20 protein-coding genes are annotated in these 18,332 nt (G+C 68.0%); 15 read left to right on the top strand and 5 right to left on the bottom strand.

The features are described 5' to 3' along the window. The first annotated feature begins 165 nt into the window (after window positions 1–165). From NV2_RS15420 to NV2_RS15365, 11 genes are all read left to right on the top strand, one after another. A complete protein-coding gene (locus tag NV2_RS15420; RefSeq protein ID WP_067873853.1) occupies window positions 166–972 on the top strand; it encodes a TauD/TfdA dioxygenase family protein in 807 nt (268 codons plus the stop codon). Continuing rightward, complete coding sequence (locus NV2_RS15415) at window positions 969–1,673, top strand: SDR family NAD(P)-dependent oxidoreductase (RefSeq protein ID WP_067874050.1); 705 nt, start codon at window positions 969–971, stop codon at window positions 1,671–1,673. The genes NV2_RS15420 and NV2_RS15415 overlap by 4 nt, the downstream gene beginning before the upstream one ends. A gap of 52 nt (window positions 1,674–1,725) precedes the next feature. Then, the gene (locus NV2_RS15410) at window positions 1,726–2,586 is read left to right on the top strand and encodes a mycofactocin-coupled SDR family oxidoreductase (protein WP_067873851.1); all 861 of its coding nucleotides are present in this window, start codon (window positions 1,726–1,728) and stop codon (window positions 2,584–2,586) included. Window positions 2,587–2,597: 11 nt separating this feature from the next. Then, window positions 2,598–2,789 (top strand): ferredoxin, encoded by a 192-nt coding sequence (locus NV2_RS15405; protein ID WP_067873848.1) that lies wholly within the window; start codon window positions 2,598–2,600, stop codon window positions 2,787–2,789. Window positions 2,790–2,799: 10 nt separating this feature from the next. Beyond that, on the top strand, window positions 2,800–4,176 hold the full coding sequence (locus NV2_RS15400; protein WP_067873845.1) for a cytochrome P450: 1,377 nt from the start codon (window positions 2,800–2,802) through the stop codon (window positions 4,174–4,176). 85 nt (window positions 4,177–4,261) lie between these two features. Further along, complete coding sequence (locus tag NV2_RS15395) at window positions 4,262–5,926, top strand: thiolase C-terminal domain-containing protein (protein WP_067874048.1); 1,665 nt, start codon at window positions 4,262–4,264, stop codon at window positions 5,924–5,926. Then, window positions 5,923–6,894 (top strand): alpha/beta hydrolase, encoded by a 972-nt coding sequence (locus tag NV2_RS15390; RefSeq protein WP_067873842.1) that lies wholly within the window; start codon window positions 5,923–5,925, stop codon window positions 6,892–6,894. The genes NV2_RS15395 and NV2_RS15390 overlap by 4 nt, the downstream gene beginning before the upstream one ends. A gap of 7 nt (window positions 6,895–6,901) precedes the next feature. Continuing rightward, the gene (locus NV2_RS15385) at window positions 6,902–7,417 is read left to right on the top strand and encodes a DoxX family protein (RefSeq protein WP_067873839.1); all 516 of its coding nucleotides are present in this window, start codon (window positions 6,902–6,904) and stop codon (window positions 7,415–7,417) included. Window positions 7,418–7,446: 29 nt separating this feature from the next. Continuing rightward, entirely contained in the window at window positions 7,447–8,265 is an 819-nt protein-coding gene (locus NV2_RS15380) for an NAD(P)-dependent oxidoreductase (RefSeq protein ID WP_067874044.1), read from the top strand. A 5-nt stretch (window positions 8,266–8,270) separates the two neighbouring features. Beyond that, window positions 8,271–9,071 (top strand): NAD(P)-dependent oxidoreductase, encoded by an 801-nt coding sequence (locus tag NV2_RS15375; protein WP_067874041.1) that lies wholly within the window; start codon window positions 8,271–8,273, stop codon window positions 9,069–9,071. Window positions 9,072–9,301: 230 nt separating this feature from the next. Continuing rightward, window positions 9,302–10,060, top strand: coding sequence for an SDR family NAD(P)-dependent oxidoreductase (locus NV2_RS15365; protein WP_210749190.1), 759 nt, complete (start codon window positions 9,302–9,304; stop codon window positions 10,058–10,060). 29 nt (window positions 10,061–10,089) lie between these two features. Here NV2_RS15365 and NV2_RS15360 read toward each other — a convergent pair whose 3' ends face one another. After that, window positions 10,090–11,529, bottom strand: coding sequence for an MFS transporter (locus NV2_RS15360; protein WP_067873832.1), 1,440 nt, complete (start codon window positions 11,527–11,529; stop codon window positions 10,090–10,092). A gap of 153 nt (window positions 11,530–11,682) precedes the next feature. Between NV2_RS15360 and NV2_RS15355 the strand changes: the two genes are divergently transcribed. Further along, complete coding sequence (locus NV2_RS15355) at window positions 11,683–12,207, top strand: MarR family winged helix-turn-helix transcriptional regulator (RefSeq protein ID WP_084474760.1); 525 nt, start codon at window positions 11,683–11,685, stop codon at window positions 12,205–12,207. Between the two features lie 45 nt (window positions 12,208–12,252). Here the strand turns inward: NV2_RS15355 and NV2_RS15350 are convergent, their stop codons facing one another. Next, the gene (locus NV2_RS15350; RefSeq protein ID WP_084474757.1) at window positions 12,253–13,812 is read right to left on the bottom strand and encodes an acyl-CoA synthetase; all 1,560 of its coding nucleotides are present in this window, start codon (window positions 13,810–13,812) and stop codon (window positions 12,253–12,255) included. Between the two features lie 72 nt (window positions 13,813–13,884). Between NV2_RS15350 and NV2_RS15345 the strand changes: the two genes are divergently transcribed. Both NV2_RS15345 and NV2_RS15340 read left to right on the top strand, forming a co-directional pair. Further along, window positions 13,885–14,790: an LLM class F420-dependent oxidoreductase gene (locus NV2_RS15345; protein WP_218018988.1), complete on the top strand. Its 906-nt coding sequence runs from the start codon at window positions 13,885–13,887 to the stop codon at window positions 14,788–14,790. Beyond that, window positions 14,787–15,683 carry an SDR family NAD(P)-dependent oxidoreductase gene (locus NV2_RS15340; protein WP_067873829.1) on the top strand — a complete coding sequence of 299 codons (897 nt, stop codon included), beginning with the start codon at window positions 14,787–14,789 and terminating at the stop codon, window positions 15,681–15,683. The genes NV2_RS15345 and NV2_RS15340 overlap by 4 nt, the downstream gene beginning before the upstream one ends. Before the next feature lie 36 nt (window positions 15,684–15,719). Here the strand turns inward: NV2_RS15340 and NV2_RS30855 are convergent, their stop codons facing one another. Further along, window positions 15,720–15,878 carry a DUF1059 domain-containing protein gene (locus NV2_RS30855; protein ID WP_373863568.1) on the bottom strand — a complete coding sequence of 53 codons (159 nt, stop codon included), beginning with the start codon at window positions 15,876–15,878 and terminating at the stop codon, window positions 15,720–15,722. Window positions 15,879–16,206: 328 nt separating this feature from the next. Here NV2_RS30855 and NV2_RS15335 point away from each other — a divergent pair, with 328 nt between their 5' ends. Then, entirely contained in the window at window positions 16,207–17,004 is a 798-nt protein-coding gene (locus NV2_RS15335; RefSeq protein ID WP_067873825.1) for an acyl-CoA thioesterase domain-containing protein, read from the top strand. A gap of 129 nt (window positions 17,005–17,133) precedes the next feature. Here the strand turns inward: NV2_RS15335 and NV2_RS15330 are convergent, their stop codons facing one another. Continuing rightward, on the bottom strand, window positions 17,134–17,820 hold the full coding sequence (locus NV2_RS15330; RefSeq protein ID WP_067873822.1) for a TetR/AcrR family transcriptional regulator: 687 nt from the start codon (window positions 17,818–17,820) through the stop codon (window positions 17,134–17,136). Next, window positions 17,817–18,284, bottom strand: a complete 468-nt coding sequence (locus tag NV2_RS15325; protein WP_067873820.1) for a VOC family protein — start codon at window positions 18,282–18,284, stop codon at window positions 17,817–17,819. Before NV2_RS15325 ends, NV2_RS15330 begins: the two co-directional genes overlap by 4 nt. Between the last annotated feature and the right edge of the window lie 48 nt (window positions 18,285–18,332).

Genomic DNA, 18,332 nt, shown 5'->3' with positions numbered 1-18,332 from the left:
TACCAGAGAATAATGTATCCGAGCAACGTAAACCCAAGCAATGGCAGAACTCGGCGCCACCTCCTCCGCGACCGGGACTTCCCGGCGCACGGACGCGAATCCTCGAAACCTTGCGGAGAAACACCAGCCGAGAGTATGGTTCTCACAATTGGAAGGGAGATTCTTGTGGTTGCGACGACAGCGCTGAACCCCACGATCGGAGTGGAGGTCACCGGAGTCGAGGATCTGCACGACGACACGGTGATCAGCCGGTGCACCGAGGCTCTGAAATGGCGCGGCGTCCTCGTCGTGCGCGGGCTGCATCTCGACGACGACGCCCAGCTGGCGTTCTGTCGGCGACTGGGCACCGTGCTGGCCCCCGGCGGGCGTGAAATCTTCACCATCACACTGAATCCCGAGAAGAACCGGGCTGCGAAATATCTCGAAGGCACCTTCTTCTGGCATATCGACGACACCACCAACGACGTGCCGGCCAAGGCCACGGTGCTCACCGCGCGGCACGTGGCGATGGAGGGCGGCGGCACCCAGTTCGCCAGCACGTACGCCGCCTACGAGGGACTGTCGGAGGCCGAACGCAAGCGCTACGACCAGTTGCGGGTGGTACACAGTTTCGAAGCCTCCCAGCGGCTGGTGCATCCCGAACCCACCGATGAACAGGTCGCGGACTGGCGGCACCTGCCGACCCACGAAACCTCGCTGGTGTGGCAGCGTGCGGACGGGCGCCGCTCCCTGGTCGTCGGCGCCACCGCCGATCACATCGTCGGCATGGATCCGAAGGAGAGCCGGCAGCTGCTCGACGAGCTGCTGGAATGGTCGACCCAGCCGCGTTTCTCCTACACCCACGACTGGTCGGTCGGCGATCTGGTGGTGTGGGACAACACCGGAATCCTGCACCGCGCCCTCCCCTACGACGCGAGCTCCGAACGCGAACTGCATCGCACGACCATCCAAGGGGCCGAACCGTGGGCGTGAAGACTGCACTGGTCACCGGCGGCGGCTCCGGGATCGGACTTGCCGTGGCGAATCGGCTGCGCGCCGACGGCTTTCACGTCGCAACCCTGGACCTGAAGCCCGGCGACGGCGAATACGACCACACCGCCGACGTCAGCGACCGCGCCCAGATCGACGCCGCACTCGGCGCGATCCGCGAGCAACTCGGACCGGTGACGGTGCTGGTCAACGCCGCCGGTGTCGAGGGGTACCGGCGCTTCGCCAACCTGAGCTTCGAGCAGTGGGAACACACGATCGCGGTGAACCTGCACGGTGTCTTCCACTGCATCCAGGCCGTGCTGCCGGATATGCGGGCCGCGCACTGGGGGCGGATCGTGAACATCTCCTCGTCCAGTACCCATTCCGGCCAGCCGTACATGTCGCACTACGTGTCGGCGAAATCGGCCGTAAACGGGCTCACCAAATCCCTCGCACTCGAACTGGGCCCCGAAGGCATCACCGTCAACGCCGTTCCACCGGGGTTCATCGATACCCCGATGCTGCGCAAGTCCGAACAGGCCGGGCGCCTCGGCGGCACCATCGACGACCACATCGCCCGCACGCCGGTCCGCCGCGTCGGCCGGCCCGAGGACATCGCCGCCGCGTGCGCCTTCCTCGCCTCCGAGGACGCCGGCTACATCACCGGCCAGATCCTGGGCGTGAACGGCGGCCGCAACACCTGAGCTCCACCGCGCAATGCGTTGGCAGACAACAGCACTATCGAAAGGAACACCAGTGGGACGCGTGGAAGGCAAAGTCGCCCTCGTCACCGGTGCCGCACGAGGGCAGGGCCGCAGTCATGCGGTCAAGTTGGCGTCCGAGGGCGCCGACATCATCGCGGTGGACATCTGCAAGGACATCGACACCATCGGTTACGCGATGGCCCGGCCGGAGGATCTCGAGGAGACCGCCCGGCTGATCGAGAAGACCGGGCGGCGAGTCGTCTCGTTACAGGCCGACGTTCGCGACGTCGCCGCCCTGCGCGATGCGGTCCAGCGTGGCATCGCCGAATTCGGCCATCTCGACGTCGTGGTGGCACAGGCCGGTGTTGCCGGGATGAAGGGCGAGCCGAAGTGGCAGGCCTGGATCGACGTGATGGACACCAACCTCATCGGCGTGATCAACACCGTGCACGCGGCACTGCCGCATCTGAAGGCCGGCGCCTCGGTCATCGCGACCGGCTCCACTGCGGCCTTGATGGATGCCTCCAAGGTCGACCAGCCCGGTAAGGACCCCGGCGGCGTCGCCTACATGGTCGCCAAGCGCGAACTGTCCATGTTCATTCACGAAATCGCCACGCACCTGGCAGCCGACAACATTCGCGCCAACGTCGTTCACCCGACCAACTGCAACACCGATATGTTGCAGAGCGAGCCGATGTACCGCTCGTTCCGTCCGGACCTCGAACACCCGACCCTGGCCGACGCCCAGCCCGGATTCCATGTGCAGCAGGCCATGCCGGTGCCGTGGATCGAACCGGAGGACACCAGCAACATGGTCTTGTTCCTGGCGTCGGACGAATCCCGTTATGTCACCGGCATGCAGATGCGGGTGGACGCCGGCGGCTACCTCAAGTGGTACGACTATCACGTCTAAGGGGAGACATCGTGAAGGTTCACGTAGATCCGGAGCGCTGCCAGGGCCACACCCTGTGCGCGATGGTCGCTCCGAAATCGTTCGAACTCAGTGACATCGACGGGCACTCCTCGGCGGTCAGCGAGGACGTTCCACCCGATCAGGAGGAACAGGTCCGCGAGGCCGCCCAGTCGTGCCCGGAACGAGCGATCACCATAACCTGAGAGGACCGCCGTGACCGCCGAAAATGTGACCGCAGCCGAGACGCCGGACGACGAGCGCAGACAGCCGCAGTACTCCTTCGACCGCTACGCGCCGGAATACCGCGACAACTTCCTGCCCATCACCCAGCACATGCAGCAGCAATGCCCGATCGCCTGGTCGGACACCTACGACGGGCACTGGGTGGCCGCCGGAAACCGCGAGGTGTTCGAACTCGCCCGCTGCCCGCACGTCTCCAACGATCACGATGTGACCGGGGACCGCAACGGCTACGAGGGCATCTCGATCCCCAAACCACCACGCGCCGCCGCGGTGCGGGGCGGATTCCTGGAGATGGACGAGCCCGAACATCGCGAGGCCCGTTCGGGGCTGAACCCGTACCTGTCCCCGGCGGCGGTCAACCGGTGGATCCCGTTCATCGACGAGGTGGTGCGCGCCGCACTCGACGAGAAGATCGAGTCGGGGCAGATCGATTTCGTCGACGATCTCGCCAATGTCGTTCCTGCGGTGTTGACGTTGGCGATGCTGGGCATCCCGATCAAGAAATGGACTCTCTACAACGAACCGGTGCATGCGGCGGTCTACACCCCGCCGGATTCACCGGATATCGAGCGGGTCACCGAGATGCACCGGGAAATGGGCCTGGATCTGCTCACCAATCTGATGGAGATCAAGGAGAATCCGCGCCCCGGGCTGATCAACGCGGTGGCCAATGCGACCCTGAACGGCGAGCCGATGCCGGACCTGGAGCGCCTCGGAATTCTCGGGCTCGTGATCGGCGGCGGTTTCGACACCACCACCGCACTGACCGCCCATGCCCTGGAATGGTTGTCGGAGAACCCCGATCAGCGCGAAACCCTCAGCAAGGAACGCGAAACGCTATTGGATTCCGCGACCGAGGAGTTCCTGCGGTTCTACGCTCCCGCGCCGGGAGACGGCCGGACCATCTCCGAGGACTGCGAGGTCGCGGGCAAGCAATTCGCCGAAGGTGAGCGGCTGTGGTTGTCGTGGGCGATGGCCAACCGGGACCCGGAGGTGTTCGACGACCCCAACGAGATCGTCATCGACCGGCATCGCAACCGGCACTACAGTTTCGGTCTCGGTGTACACCGCTGCATCGGCTCGAACGTGGCGCGCACGGTGTTCAAGCGCATGCTGCTCGCGGTGCTCGACCGGATGCCCGACTACCGCTGCGATCCGGGCAGCACGGTGCACTACGACACCATCGCCGTCATCCAGGGCATGCGACATCTGCCGGCCACCTTCACCCCGGGTGAGCGGCTCGGCGAAGGTCTGGATGCGACACTCGAGAAGCTGCAGGTGATCTGCGACGAGCAACGGCTGGCGGAGCCGGTGACCGCCCGTAAGGAACAGGCCGACATTCACTGAGCCGCACCATCGGTGGCGCGAGCGGGCCGATCCGCTCGCGCCACCGCTGCGCAGGCCGATGTCCCGCACACAACAGGAGGTCCGGGTGACCACCGCGCCGCAACGGCCGCTGCCCCAGCTCACCGCGCAGAACGAATTCTTCTGGACCGCAGGGGCCGACGGCCGCCTGCGCATTCAGCACTGCTGTGCCTGCGCGGAACTGATCCATCCACCGCAGCCGGTGTGCCGCTACTGCCGCGGCACCGAGATGGGGGTGCGGGAGGTCTCCGGGCACGCCATCCTGATCGGCTTCACCCGCAACGAGCGGTTCGGGCTGCCGGGATTGCCGCCGCCCTACGTCGTGGGCCAGGTCGCGCTGGTCGAGGATCCGCGGATCAGGTTGACCACCACGGTGGTCGGCGGCGCGCCGGACGACCTCGAACTCGGCATGCTCATGGAAGTCCGGTTCGAGCAGCACGACGACGTGTGGCTGCCGCTGTTCCAGCCGGTTGCCGAACAACCCGAGCCGGCGCCACTGCCGCGCGACGAGATCGAGCCCGGCCGCTACGCCGACCATGTCCGTCCCCGCGCCACCGCCACGAAATTCGAGGATCGGGTAGCGCTGACCGGTATCGGCATGTCCGATCTCGGCCGGCGTCTCATGGTGCCGCCACTGCAGCTCACGGTGCAGGCATGTGAACAGGCCGTCGCCGACGCCGGACTCACCATGGCCGATATCGACGGCCTGTCGACCTATCCCGGCGGCGGCAACCTCGGCGGTATGGGCGAGGGCGGCGTGACGGCTCTCGAATCGGCACTGGGACTGCACCCCACCTGGTACAACGGCGGCATGGAGACCTTCGGGCCGGGCGGCTCGGTGATCGCGGCGATGCTCGCGGTCGCCGGTGGGCTGGCCCGGCACGTGCTGTGTTTCCGGACCGTGTGGGAAGCGACCCACAACGAACTGGTCCGCTCCGGCTCCGTGACACCGCCGGGCGCCGGGCCGCGCACCACCAGCTGGCAGCTGCCCTTCGGCGCCGTATCGGCCGCACACACCCTGGCGCAGAACGCGCAGCGACACTTCCACCGTTACGGCACCACCCGCGAGACGCTCGGCTGGATCGCACTCAATCAACGCGCCAATGCCGAGCTGAACCCCACCGCGGTGTACCGGAGTCCGCTGACGATGGAGGACTACCTGTCGGCGCGGCCGGTGACCAGCCCGTTCGGGCTCTACGACTGCGACGTCCCCTGTGACGGTGCCGTCGCGGTGATCGTCTCGGCGGTCGAGACGGTGCCCGATCTGGCCACGCCACCGGTGTACGTGGAGGCGGTCGGCACGCAGATCCTCGAACGCCTGGACTGGGATCAGAGCACCCTCGCCCACGAACCGCAGGTACTGGGGCAGTCGGCCCATCTGTGGTCGCGCACCGACCTGCGGCCCGAGGACGTGGACGTCGCCGAACTCTACGACGGGTTCAGCTTCAACTGCCTGTCCTGGATCGAGGCGCTGGGCTTCTGCGGTATCGGGGAGAGCAAGGACTTCCTCGACGGTGGTAAGAACATTGCGCGAGACGGCATCCTCCCCCTCAACACCCACGGCGGGCAGCTGTCCCACGGACGCACCCACGGCATGGGCCTGCTGCACGAGGCGATCGTGCAACTACGCGGGAGGGGCGGCCCCCGCCAGGTGCCCGGCGCGCGGGTCGCGGTCACCAGTAGCGGTGGCCTGACCCCGAGCGGAGTGCTGCTGTTGCGGAGTGACCGATGACCGTGAGCACCCCCGATCCGCCCTGCCCGCCCGGCAGCGAATCACCCCACGGCACACCGGGCCCGGTGCAGACGGAGGTCGCCGGCATCGGGGTCTCCGGCCTGCTGGCGCGGGCCCGCAACCCCCGTGCGGTACTCGTCGCCATCCACGGCGGGGCGACCACCGCCACCTACTTCGACTGCCCCGGACACCCTGAACTGTCACTGCTGCGCACCGGAAGCGAGTTCGGTTTCACCGTGCTGGCACTGGATCGGCCCGGCTACGGCGCGTCGGCCCCGTTCGCCGACCGGCTGTGGGATCCGCAGGCACGGGTGGATCTGATGTATTCCGCCGTGGCCCGCCTGCTCCGGGACGAACCGCAGGGCGCAGGCACGGTCCTGATCGCCCATTCGGCAGGCTGTGAACTGGCGATGCGGATGGCCGCCGACGATCGGGGCGGTGCGCTGCTCGGGCTCGAACTCGCCGGCACCGGACGCGAATACAGCGCCGCGGCCCGGCAGCTGCTCTTCGAGGGACGCGAACCGGGCACCCGACCGCGTGGCCTCCACGAACTGCTGTGGCAACCGGCGGATCTGTATCCGCGCGATGTGGTCGGCGGTGCCGCACTGGCGGCGACCGGCCCCCGGCTCGAGGCGGCGACGGTCACCGACTGGGCCGAAACCGAATTTCCGGCACTGGCCGCGCGGATCCCGGTTCCGGTGCGTTTCACCGTCGCCGATCACGAGCGGGTGTGGCGCAGCGATCCCGAGGGATTGGAATATGCCGGTGCCGCGTTCACCCGGGCACCACGGGTGGTACTCAACAGGCAGCCGGGCAGCGGACACAATCTCAGTGTGGGATGCGCGGCACGCGCGTATCACCTCGGTGTGCTCGCGTTCACCGAGGAGTGCCTGCTCGCCGCCGGCGACGGCTTCCACGGCACGGCAAGACAATTCGACGGGGCCGAACTCACCCGGCCCGGAAGGTGAGGCGAATATGGACGTCTCCGATGTGGCACTGCTGCTGTTGCGCCTGGTGGTCGGCGTGACGATGATCGCGCACGGACTCAACCACTGGCGTGGTGGCGGGCGCATCGACGGCACCGCACGCTGGTTCTCCGGCCTGGGCCTGCGCAACGGAATCCTGCAGGCATGGTTCAGCGTGATCACCGAGATCGGCGCGGGTGTGCTGCTGGTACTGGGTCTGTTCACGCCGCTGGCGTGTGCGGCGATCATCTCGGTGATGCTGGTGGCCGGGCTGCTGGCGCACCGGAAGAACGGATTCTTCGTCTTCAAGGAGGGCTACGAGTACGTCCTGGTGCTCGCGGTCGCCGCACTGGCCACGGCGATGCTGGGTCCGGGATGGCTCTCGATCGATCACGCCGCCGATATCGAGGTCGTGGGCTGGGCCGGCGCCGCCGTCGCGGCCGGAGTGGCAATCGTCGCCACCGCCGGACTGCTGGCCACCTTCTACCGTCCGGCGCCGGCCCGGCAGCCGGAGCCCACGCCGTGAGTGTCACCGTCGACGGAAAGGTCGAAACCATGCGGGTCGGTTTCATCGGATTGGGCAGCCAGGGTGGTCCCATGGCGCAACGCATCATCGCCGCGGGGCACCCCACCACGTTGTGGGCGCGCCGGGCCGCCACCCTGGACCCCTTCGCCCGGTCCGGAGCGGCGACCGCCGAATCGCCGGCGGCGCTGGGAGCAGCCAGTGATCTGGCATGTGTCTGCGTTGTCGGCGACGACGACGTACGCGAGGTCCTCACCGGTGCGGACGGCGTGCTGGCCGGAATGGACTCCGGTGGGGTGGTCGCCGTGCACAGCACGATCCACCCCGACACCTGCCGCGAGCTGGCGAAGGTCGCGGCGGCACAGGGCGTCGCACTGATCGACGCACCGGTCAGCGGTGGCGGGCCGGCGGCCGAGGCGGGCCGGTTGCTGGTGATGGCCGGCGGCGATCCCGACGTGCTCGCCCGCTGCCGGCCGGTCTTCGACAGCTACGCCGATCCGGTGGTGCATCTCGGCGACGTGGGCGCCGGGCAGGTCACCAAGCTGCTCAACAATCTGCTGTTCACCGCGAATCTCGCGACGTCGATGACCACCTTCGCCCTCGGTACGGAGCTCGGTGTGGATCCCGCGCGGCTCGGCGAGGTGATCGGGCGCGGCTCGGCGAACAGTTTCGCGCTGGGGCGAGTTGTCGATGCGGGAATCAGTCTCGACCGGCTCGCCCAGTACGCGGGCGCACTGCTGCGCAAGGACGTCTCGCTGGTCGCGGGTCTGGCCGATGCGGCCGGGGCCGAACCCGGCGTCGTACTCACCGCCGCCGACGCGACACTCGCGCTGATGGATCAGCGGCGGTGATACCGATGCGGATCGGATTCGTCGGCGCGGGACGGATGGGACTGCCGATGGTCCGGCGGCTGGCCGGCGCCGGACATGACGTGCGGGCCACCGCCCGCCGCCCCGAGGTTCGTGCGGCGGTCACCACCGCCGGCGGTCACCCCGTCGGCACCCCGGGCGAAGCGGCCGCCGGCGCGCAGGTGGTCGTGGTGTGTGTGTTCTCCGACGACCAGGTGCGCGAGGTGTGCCTGGGCGGTGATCTGCTCGCGGCTATGAGCTCCGGGGCGATCCTGGCGGTACACACCACCGGTGACCCGCGCACCGCCGCGGCCGTCGACGTCCAGGCGCGGCGGCACGGCGTGCGGGTGGCCGATGCACCGGTCAGCGGTGGACCGCACGATATCGCTGCCGGAACGCTCACCGTGTTCGTCGGCGCCGACGACGACACCGCTGCCGCGCTGCACCCGGTGCTGTCGGCCTATGCCGATCCGCTATTGCACGTCGGTGGGCTCGGATCGGGGCAGCGGGTCAAGCTCGTGAACAATGCACTGTTCGCGGCGCAGGCGGGGCTGGTGGCGGCGGCCGTGGAACTGGCCGGGCAACTCGGGGTCCAGGAGTCGGCACTGCTGTCGGCGCTGCCACATGCCAGTTCGTCGGGCCGGGTGCTCACCAGCATCGCCGCCAAGAACTCGGTCGCCGAATTCGGCAATGCCGTCGGCGATTTCCTGCGAAAGGATGTCGCGGTGGTGCGCAGCCTCACCGCCGAGCTCGGCGGATCGCTGGGCGTCCTCGACGACGCCATCGCCGCCGCGCCGTTCAATCGCTGAGCCGTTCGGTCACCGACGCCTCCGTCGACGCCGGCGGCGCCGACCAGGCACTCCCCACCATTTCCTCCCCGGTCCCCTGCGGTCCGGCACCCCGTATTTCGTAGTACTCGTCAGTTCCCTCGACGCCGCCCTGCCACCGGCCTACACTCGCAACCGGACATCGATGTCCGGTTATGGCGGTGACATCGCCGGGTGCCGGTCCCCCACAGTGAGCCGAGGAGGGAATACCGTTGAGCGCCAACAGCTTCCACAACCGCGTGGCCATGATTACCGGGGCCGGCTCCGGAATCGGACGAGCGATGGCCATCGCCTTCGCCAAATGCGGCGCCATGGTGGTGGCCGCGGATGCCAGTGCCGACGGCGCTCAGGGTACCGCCGCCGAGATCGGCGCGGCGGCGATTCCGGTCGTTGTCGACATCTCCGACGAAATCGAGGTGGCCCGCGCAACCTGCACCGCGATCGACACCTTCGGGCGTATCGACGTCCTGTGCAACAACGCCGGCGTCATGGACGAGATGGCGCTACCGGCCGACACTCCCGTCACCACCTGGGAACGCACCGTCGCGGTGAATCTCACCGGCACCTTCCTGATGACCCGGGCGGTGCTGCCGCACATGCTGAACCAGGGCATCGGTTCGATCGTCAACACCGCCTCGGAGGCCGCTATCCGCGGCGGCGCGGCCGGAATCGCCTACACCGCCGCCAAACACGGGGTCGTGGGCATCACCCGCAACGTCGCCTGGAGCCATGCCGGCGACGGCATCCGGTGCAACGCGATTCTGCCCGGCCCCACGATCACCGGCACCGCCGAGCCCACTCCGGAGTGGGATCTCGGCGGTGTGACCCGGCTGCAGCCGGTGATGTCGCTGATGCGCGGTGTCGGTGAGCCGGAACAGATGGCCGAGGTCGCGGTCTTTCTCGCCTCCGACGCCGCCGCATTCATCAACGGCGCGGTCGTCCCGGTGGACGGCGGCTGGTCGGCCGGGTGACCCGCCTCCGTCTCCGGCTCACCCGGCGATCAGGCCCGCACGGCGACCGGCTCGACGATCTCGTCGACGGTGACCGGCGGCTGCGGGCGCCGGGCCGGAATGAACGAGGCGAATACCGCCGCGACCACGGCCACACCGCAACCGATCAGCAGACCCGTCTGGAATCCACCCTCGGTCGGGACGTCGACCCCGTGGAACGACATGGTCATCTGCGCCAGCACCATACCGATCACGGCGGACGAGGCCGAGGTGCCGACCGAACGCATCAGGGTGTTGAAACTGTTCGCCGACGCCGTTTCCGAGATCGGCACCGACGACATGATCAGCGCGGGCATCGCACCGTAGGCGAGGCCCACGCCACCGTTGATGACACAGGTCGCGGCCAGCAGGCCCCAGGTCGATCCCATCAGTCCGGTGGTCAGTGCGTAGCCCGCCGCAATCACCAGCGCACCCGAGATCAGCGTCACCTTGGGGCCGCGCGCAGCCGACAGCCGCGCACCGAGCGGGGAAATCAGCATCATCATCACACCACCGGGTGCCATCCACAGACCCATGGCCATCATCGACTGCCCGAGGCCGTAACCGGTCGCGGTGGGCAGCTGCAGAATCTGCGGCACGATCAGCGACGCGGAGTACATGGCGACACCGATGACCACGGAGGCGGCATTGGTGAACAGCACAGCGGGCCGGGCGGCGACCCGCAGGTCCACCAGCGGATCGTCGAGCCGCAGTTCCCACCAGCCCCAGGCCACCAGGATCACGATCGCGGCCGCGAACAGGCCGACGACGGTCGGGCTACCCCAACCCCAACTGCCCCCCTTGGACACCGCGAGCAGCAATGCGACCAGTCCCGCGCCGATTCCGAGGGCACCGACATAGTCGAAACCACCACGAGCGCGCACCGTCGATTCGGGCACCGCCAGGTAGACCGCGACCGCGATCAGGGCGCTCAGCACTGCCGCGCCCCAGAACAGCACCCGCCAGTCGGAGTATTCGGCGACCGCGGCCGCGATCGGAAGGCCCAGCGCGCCACCGATACCCAGTGACGCACTCAGCAGCGCGACGGCCGAACCCAGCTTCTCCGCCGGCAGCACATCGCGCATCACGCTGATACCGAGCGGAACGATGCCCACACCCATCCCCTGCAGACCGCGGCCGACGATCATCGGCAGCACCGAATCCGACAGCGCGCAGACGATCGAACCCACGATCAGCGGAATCGTCGACAGCAGCAGGATGCGGCGTTTGCCGAACAGGTCGCCGAGGCGCCCCGCGACCGGCGTCGCCACCGCGGCAACCAACAGCGTCGAGGTGATCACCCACGTGGCGTTGTCGGCGGTGGTGTGCAACATGGTGGGGAACTTCGCGATCAGCGGAATCACCAGGGTCTGCATGACCGACGCGATGATCCCGGCGAACGCCAGCACCGCAACGATCGTGCCCGACCGATCGGCGTCAGGCTTGCCCATGACTTGTCTCCTCTTGGCCAACAAGAATTTCGAAAAGAATTACACAACGATGTGCATTATGCACACGTAATGTATCATGCACATTAAGCAACTCGATATTCGAACGGCCTGTGATACGCGTCTCGGGACAGCGTCGGGGCGGAAGGAGACGGCATGGACAACCCCATACACCTGCTCGAATTCGAGTCCATGTTGCTCAGTCGCTACCAGATGCGACGCGGCCGGCCCGGACTCGAGCGCAGCGCCTATGTCGTACTGAACCGTCTGACGATGCAGGGACCGATGTCCATCGGCCAGCTCAGCGCCGCCTTCGGACTCGACACCTCCACCCTCAACCGGCAGACCGCCACCATGGTGCGCGCCGGCCTGGTGGAGCGCATCGCCGACCCGGACGGCGGAGTCGCCCGCAAGTTCCGCATCACCGCGGCGGGCACACAGCAACTCGAGCAGACCGTCGCTGCCACCGTCGCGAGCCTGAACCGCATCCTGCAGGAGTGGTCGGCCGAGGATGTGGAGAACTTCGCTAGGTACCTACGCCGGCTCAACACCGATATCGAACGCCTCGACGGACGCCCGTGGCCGCGCCCCGGAATCGCCGAAGTGGTCGCTCCGCAGGCCGGCGGCGGAGAGCCGGACACCGCTTCGAGGGGTGCCGGACGATCCGCGGCGCTGACATAGCGGCCCCGGCGATCCGACGGGCACCTGGAATCCACTCGCCGATGCTCAGATCAGGTGTTCACCACTTCGATAACGTTGCCGCAGCAGCCTTTTGTAGAGCTTTCCATTGGGATCGCGCGGTAGATCAACGGTGAAATCCACGGTGCGCGGGCATTTGTAATGCGCCAGTTCCGCGCGGCAGGCGGCAATCAGTGCGACGGCCAGCTCGGGCCCGGCGGCGGCCGGGTCCACCGGTTGCACCACCGCCTTCACCTGCTCGCCCATCTCCTCGTCGGGCACGCCGATCACGGCGACATCCAGAACCGCCGGATGGGCAGCGAGGACGTTCTCGGCCTCCTGCGGATAGATGTTCACACCACCGGAGACGATCATGTGCGATTGCCGGTCAGTCAGGTACAGATATCCCGCTGCGTCGACATGGCCGATATCACCGAGTGTGCGCCAGCCGTGGGGGCCGCTCACCGCCGCGGTGCGTTCGGGATCGTTGTGATATTCGAACGGACGCCCGCCCTCGAAGTACACGACACCGGTCTGCCCCGCCGCCACCTCGCGCCCGTCGTCTCCGACGATATGACACCGCTGCGCCGGACGACCCACCGAACCGGGATGCTCGAGCCATTCCCGTGCCGAGATGTAGGTGTTGCCGACATCCTCGGTGCCCGAGTAGTACTCGTTGACGATCGGCCCGAGCCAGTCGAGCATCTGACGCTTCACCGGGACCGGGCACGGTGCGGCCGAATGCACCACATCGATCAGGCTCGACACGTCGTGGCCGCGGCGCTGCTCCGCAGGTAAGCGCAGCAACCGCACGAACATCGTCGGCACCATCTGCGTGTGCGTGACCCGGTGTCGCTCGACCAGGCTCAGCCACAGCCGAGGATCGAAACGCTCCATGACCACGACCGTGGCACCGAGCCGCTGCCAGGACATCGCGAAGACCAGCGGTGCGGCGTGGTACAGCGGTGCGGGAGACAGATACACCGCATCCTCGCGCGCGCCGGCGACGAGCAGTCCGCGCGCGATCTGCACCGGCGCCGCCTCCGGATCTCCGAGCGCCGTCGCCGGCAAGGGTTTGCGCACCCCCTTCGGACGGCCGGTGGTTCCGCCGGAGTACAGCATTTCCCGGCCTTCACACTCACCCGGAAGTGGGTCCGCGGACTCGGCGGACTCGGCGGCGAGAATCTCGTCGTAGCACTCGAATCCGTCGAGCTCACCGTCGGCGCAGATCTGCACCGCCATCCGGTCCAGGTCCAGTCCGGCCACCACGTCATTCATCGCCGCGGTCGCGACCAGCGCCCGCGCACCACAGTCGTCGAGGATGTACTGCACCTCCGCCCGGCGCAGATGCCGGTTGATCGCGGTGTAGTACAGCCCGGACCGTTGTGCCGCCCAGGCGATTTCGAGGAACGAACGGGTGTTCTCCGCGAGGATGGCAAGGTGGTCACCGACGCCGAGTCCACGGCGGCGCAGGCCACGCGCGAAGGCCCGCGAGCGCTGTTCGAGCTGCTGGTAGGTGACTACCTCACCCGTGGCGCCCATGACGATGGCCGGCCGCTCGGGACACTGCTCGGCATACCGGCCCGGAGTCATCGGTGCCGTGTCCATCCGCGACCTCCCGGAGCCGTCTCGCCACATAAGAGCGACATTCGCAATTGCAGAGAATGGTACTCTCATACGGTGAGTCTGCGTTTCATATTCCACTATCCCGAGACCGGCGGACCCGACGGAGACGCCCTCGACGCGGGGCCACTGGCCGAGGTCGCGGAGACCGCCGAACGGTGCGGATTCCACGGCTTTTCACTGAGCGAACACCCGATTCCCGGGTCGGGGTGGTTGCATCACGGTGGCCATCAGACCCTCGATTCGCTGGTGGCACTCGGCTATATCGCCGCAGCGACCCAGCGGCTGCGGCTCCTGACCTACCTTGCGGTGGCACCCTACCGCAATCCGTTCCTGCTGGCCAAGGCCGCTGCGACAATCGACAAACTGTCCGGCGGACGATTGATCCTCGGTCTGGGCGCCGGCTACCAGAAGAGCGAATTCCACGCCCTGGGAGTCGATTTCGAGGCGCGCAACGTATTGCTCGAAGAGGCCCTCGAGGTGCTGCCGCTGCATTGGCGCGGTGAGCCGTTCAGCTACCGTGGCCGTCATTTCGATGCCCGCGAGGTGATCGCGCGGCCACGGCCGGTACAGGACCCGATCCCGATCTGGATCGGCGGCAACTCCGCGGCGAGCAGGCGCCGGGCCGCAACCCTCGCCCAGGGCTGGATGCCGATGTCGGGCGGAGCCGAATTGAGTGCCACGGCGCGCACGCCGGTGCTGGAATCGCGAGCACAGCTGGCCCGGCAGATCGCCGAGGTGCGCCACCGCGCCGAAGCCGCCGGACGTGCCGACAGTATCGACATCCTGCACTCCTACCACGACGCCGATCTCGCCGAGCCCCGTGCGGCCGACCGGCACCGGGAGGCATTCGCCGAGCTCGAGCAGGCCGGCGTCACCTGGATCGTGGTGTCGAGCCGTTCCGGCGACCCCCGCGCGACCACCGAGTTCCTGGAAACCTTCGGCACCACCTACCTGCGATGAGCACGCGGCAGAACGGATGGTTCGAGCAGCGGGCCGGGTTGGCGGGCACGGTGGCCGTCGTCACCGGCGGTGCGGGTGGCCTGGGTCGTGCGATCGTCACCGATCTGGCCGCCAACGGGGTCCGGCCGGCGATCATCGACATCGACACCGACGCGATCGCACGGATGCGGATGGAGCTGGACGACGCCGGCATCGACGCGGTGATCCGGCACGGTGATGTTCGCGATCCGGAGCAGCTGGCGGCACTGTTCGAGAGTGTCGATGCGCGGTGGGGACGCCTCGACATCCTGGTCAACGTCGTGGGTGGCACCTTCCGTGCCCCGTTCACCGAGACCCGCGCCAAGGGCTGGGACGCCCTGCTCCGCACGAACCTGACCCATGTGCTGCACGCCTGTTCACTGGCGGTACCGCGGATGCAGGCAGGCGGGCGCGGCGGCAGCATCGTCAACATCACCACGATCGAAGCGCACCGCGCGGCGCCGGGTTTCGCCGTGTACGCGGCGGCGAAGGCCGCGGTCGAACAGTTCGCCCGCACCCTGGCGGTCGAGTTGGCACCCGAGCAGATCCGGGTCAACAATGTGGCCCCGGATTACGTACCGACCCCGAATCTGAGCCGGCTCCCCCGCGGCGATGCGGCAATGACCGATCCGGCCGGAATCCGGGTCGCGATCCCGATGGGCCGCGCCGGGACACCGGAGGATATCTCGGGCTGCGTGGTCTTTCTCGCCTCGAACCTGGGGGCGTATCTCACCGGCACCACCCTGCATCCCGACGGCGGTACCGGCGCATCGGCGGGCTGGTTCAACTGGCCGGAGAGCGGCTGGGCGAACTACGCGCCGATGCGGTACCTGGCCGCCGGCGATCGAGACGATCAGCAGGCGGTCGGTGGATGAGCAGCGGGCCCGGCCTCGACGGACCCGCGGCGGGCCTCAGTAGGCGAGGAACAGAATCTCTTCGCGGGAGTAGTCGTGACCGGGGTGATTCTCGGCCAGATGCTTCTGCGTCTTCTCGACAAGGTCGTCCTCGTCGGTTCCGTTGATCTGTTCACCGCAGGGGCAGCCCAGTCTGGTCTTCAACGTCGTCTCCATCGGTGGTGCCGGGATTATCGTGCATCGCCAGCTTAAGCACATCGTGTGCCGCCCGTCACCTCGCGGCGGCGCCGGGGCCCGCCGGGACCGGACTCACGCCACCCCTCGGCAACCGCTCTGATCTCGGCGGACGGAATCGATGGAACGGGTGACAATTCACCCGCGAAGAATCCACCGGCCCCGTCACCGGGACACCCCTTCGTCACACCGGGACCTCGCTGCCCGAACGGCACTGTCGCCCGAACCCGCACCGAAGGTGACACCCGGAGACCACCGTCCGCATCCTTCCTATAACGTGTTCTAGATTGGACACGGAAAGACCGAGGCTATGGTGGCATTCTTCAGCCGCGAGGACGCGGGATTCGTAGCGGGCGACTTCGCGGTGAGCCGCTGGTCGGATCAGCAGGTCGCCGGACCGGCGGTCTGCGGCCTGCTGGCCCGCGAACTCGAAACACACAGTCCGGGAGCCGGGTTCATTCCCGCCCGGCTGACGGTCGACCTGTTCCGTCCGGTACTCACCGAGCCGATCACGGTACACAGCACGGTCGTGCGCACCGGCACCCGCGTCCGGGTCGCCGATGCGTGGATCACCCAGCACGACGAGGTGCGGGTGCGGGCCTCGGTGATGTACCTGGCCGCCGCCGAACAACCTCCCGGCCTGGTCTGGCAAGCCGACGCTCCGCTGCCGGTGCCCGAGGTCCGTCTCGACGCGCCGACCGGACAGCCGCCATTGTTCAAATGTGGTGAACAGGACTGGACCGGCGATTTCGCGGCGGCCCAGAACGGTGAGCGCAAGTCGATGTGGCAGAACCTCCCACCGCTGGTCGAGGGCGAACCGATCTCCGGGTTCCAGCGCGCCGCATTCCTGGGCGACACCACCAATCTGGTCTGCAACTGGGGTACCGAGGGCGTCGGCTTCATCAACAGCGACGTCACCCTCACCCTGACCCGGCTCCCACTCGGGCCGGAGGTGGGACTGCATGCCCAGGACCATATTTCGGCCGACGGCATCGCCGTGGGCACCGCCACCCTCTACGACCGCACCGGCCGCATCGGCACCAGCGTCGTCACCGGGCTCGCGAATGCGCGGCGGCAGGTCGACATGGCGGACACGGCACTGCCGTAGCCCGCGCGGTGGGTGGCGATATGGTCGCAGTGCATCGATCTCCCCGCGCCGCGGCGACCACAGCTGCCGGGGTCCGGACCACGTCCTCACATCTCCCGCACACAGAGCCCGGCCGGTGAGTTCGCGGCACTAGGACCGCGACGGCGCCGGGCGTGCGACGCGCAAGCACAATGCTGTCACGTGCTCGACATCGTCCGCAGTCGGTTCACGCTGCCGCCACAGCAGTTCCGCCAGGTGGCCGACCACCGCGTGCGCAGCGAGCGCGGCATCGACCTCCGGGTGCGCGCAGCCCAATTCCGTGAACGGCGCATGCAGCAGGGTGGCGAGGCGTACATCGGCTTCCGGCGGGCCGGTGACCAGTCCCAGCGCCAGGCCGCCCGCATTCCACAGCACCGCACGGGTGGTGGCCGCGACCTCCCCCGCGCCTTGCGACAGCACACCGTCAACCCATTCCCGCACCGCACCCTCAGGGTCGCATCGCTTGCTCATCCGATGCCCGAGATAGCTCAGCAGCCGGTGCGTTCCGTCTTCCAGCAGCGCCGCGACCAGGGCATCCTTGGAGGCGAAGTGGCGGTAGAACGCGTCGTTGGACAGCCCTGCGGCGGCCACGATATCGGCCACCCGCGGTCGCGAGGACGTGCCACAACGCCGCATCACCTCGAGGCCGGCGTCCAGGAGCCGGCGCACCTCCTCGGTGTAGACCTCGCCACGCCGTTGCAGCGCGCGTCGTGCGATACGCGCCGCCACATCCGCGTCGGCGGCGACGTCCCCTTCGTCGTTGCCCCGATCCGGATCCGTGCTGCCGTACCGGCTCATCGCGGCAACCCGTCAGCGGAAGGCGCCGCCCAGCAGCGGGACAGCCCGCTCTCCGCGGCGCGGGTGAGCAGTTCGATGCGAACCCCGGCCGATGCGGACAGGAAGGCGAACAGCGGCATACCGCCGGGTCCGGGACGCAGCGCCTCCACCTCGTAGCCCGACCGCTCCAGTTCCGCGATATCGGCCGCGACGTCGTCGGACCAGTAGCCGATATGGTGAATTCCACTGCCGGGCACCGGCTCCCACAACGTGCCCGCCACCTCGCGAATCACCTCCAGCCGCGGGACGGTGGTGGAGTAGACGCAGCGGATATCGACCCGCAACTCCCCCGCCGGCACCGACACCTGCAGCGGCCCACCGGTTTCGATCCCCCATTCGTATCCGAGCGTCGTACTCAGCGCGGCCGTGGTCGCCTCGAGATCCGCGGCGACGATGCCGAGATGGAACTGGTCGGCGGCTCTCATCCGCATCCTCCGTTCACAATCTGGTTACTCGGATTCAGAATGCTATTC

It is taken from the genome of Nocardia vermiculata NBRC 100427 (genome assembly GCF_001613265.1).
Lineage (GTDB): Bacteria > Actinomycetota > Actinomycetes > Mycobacteriales > Mycobacteriaceae > Nocardia > Nocardia vermiculata.
Note: the sequence above shows the minus strand (reverse complement) of the source record. Positions and strands in the feature narration are given on the sequence as shown.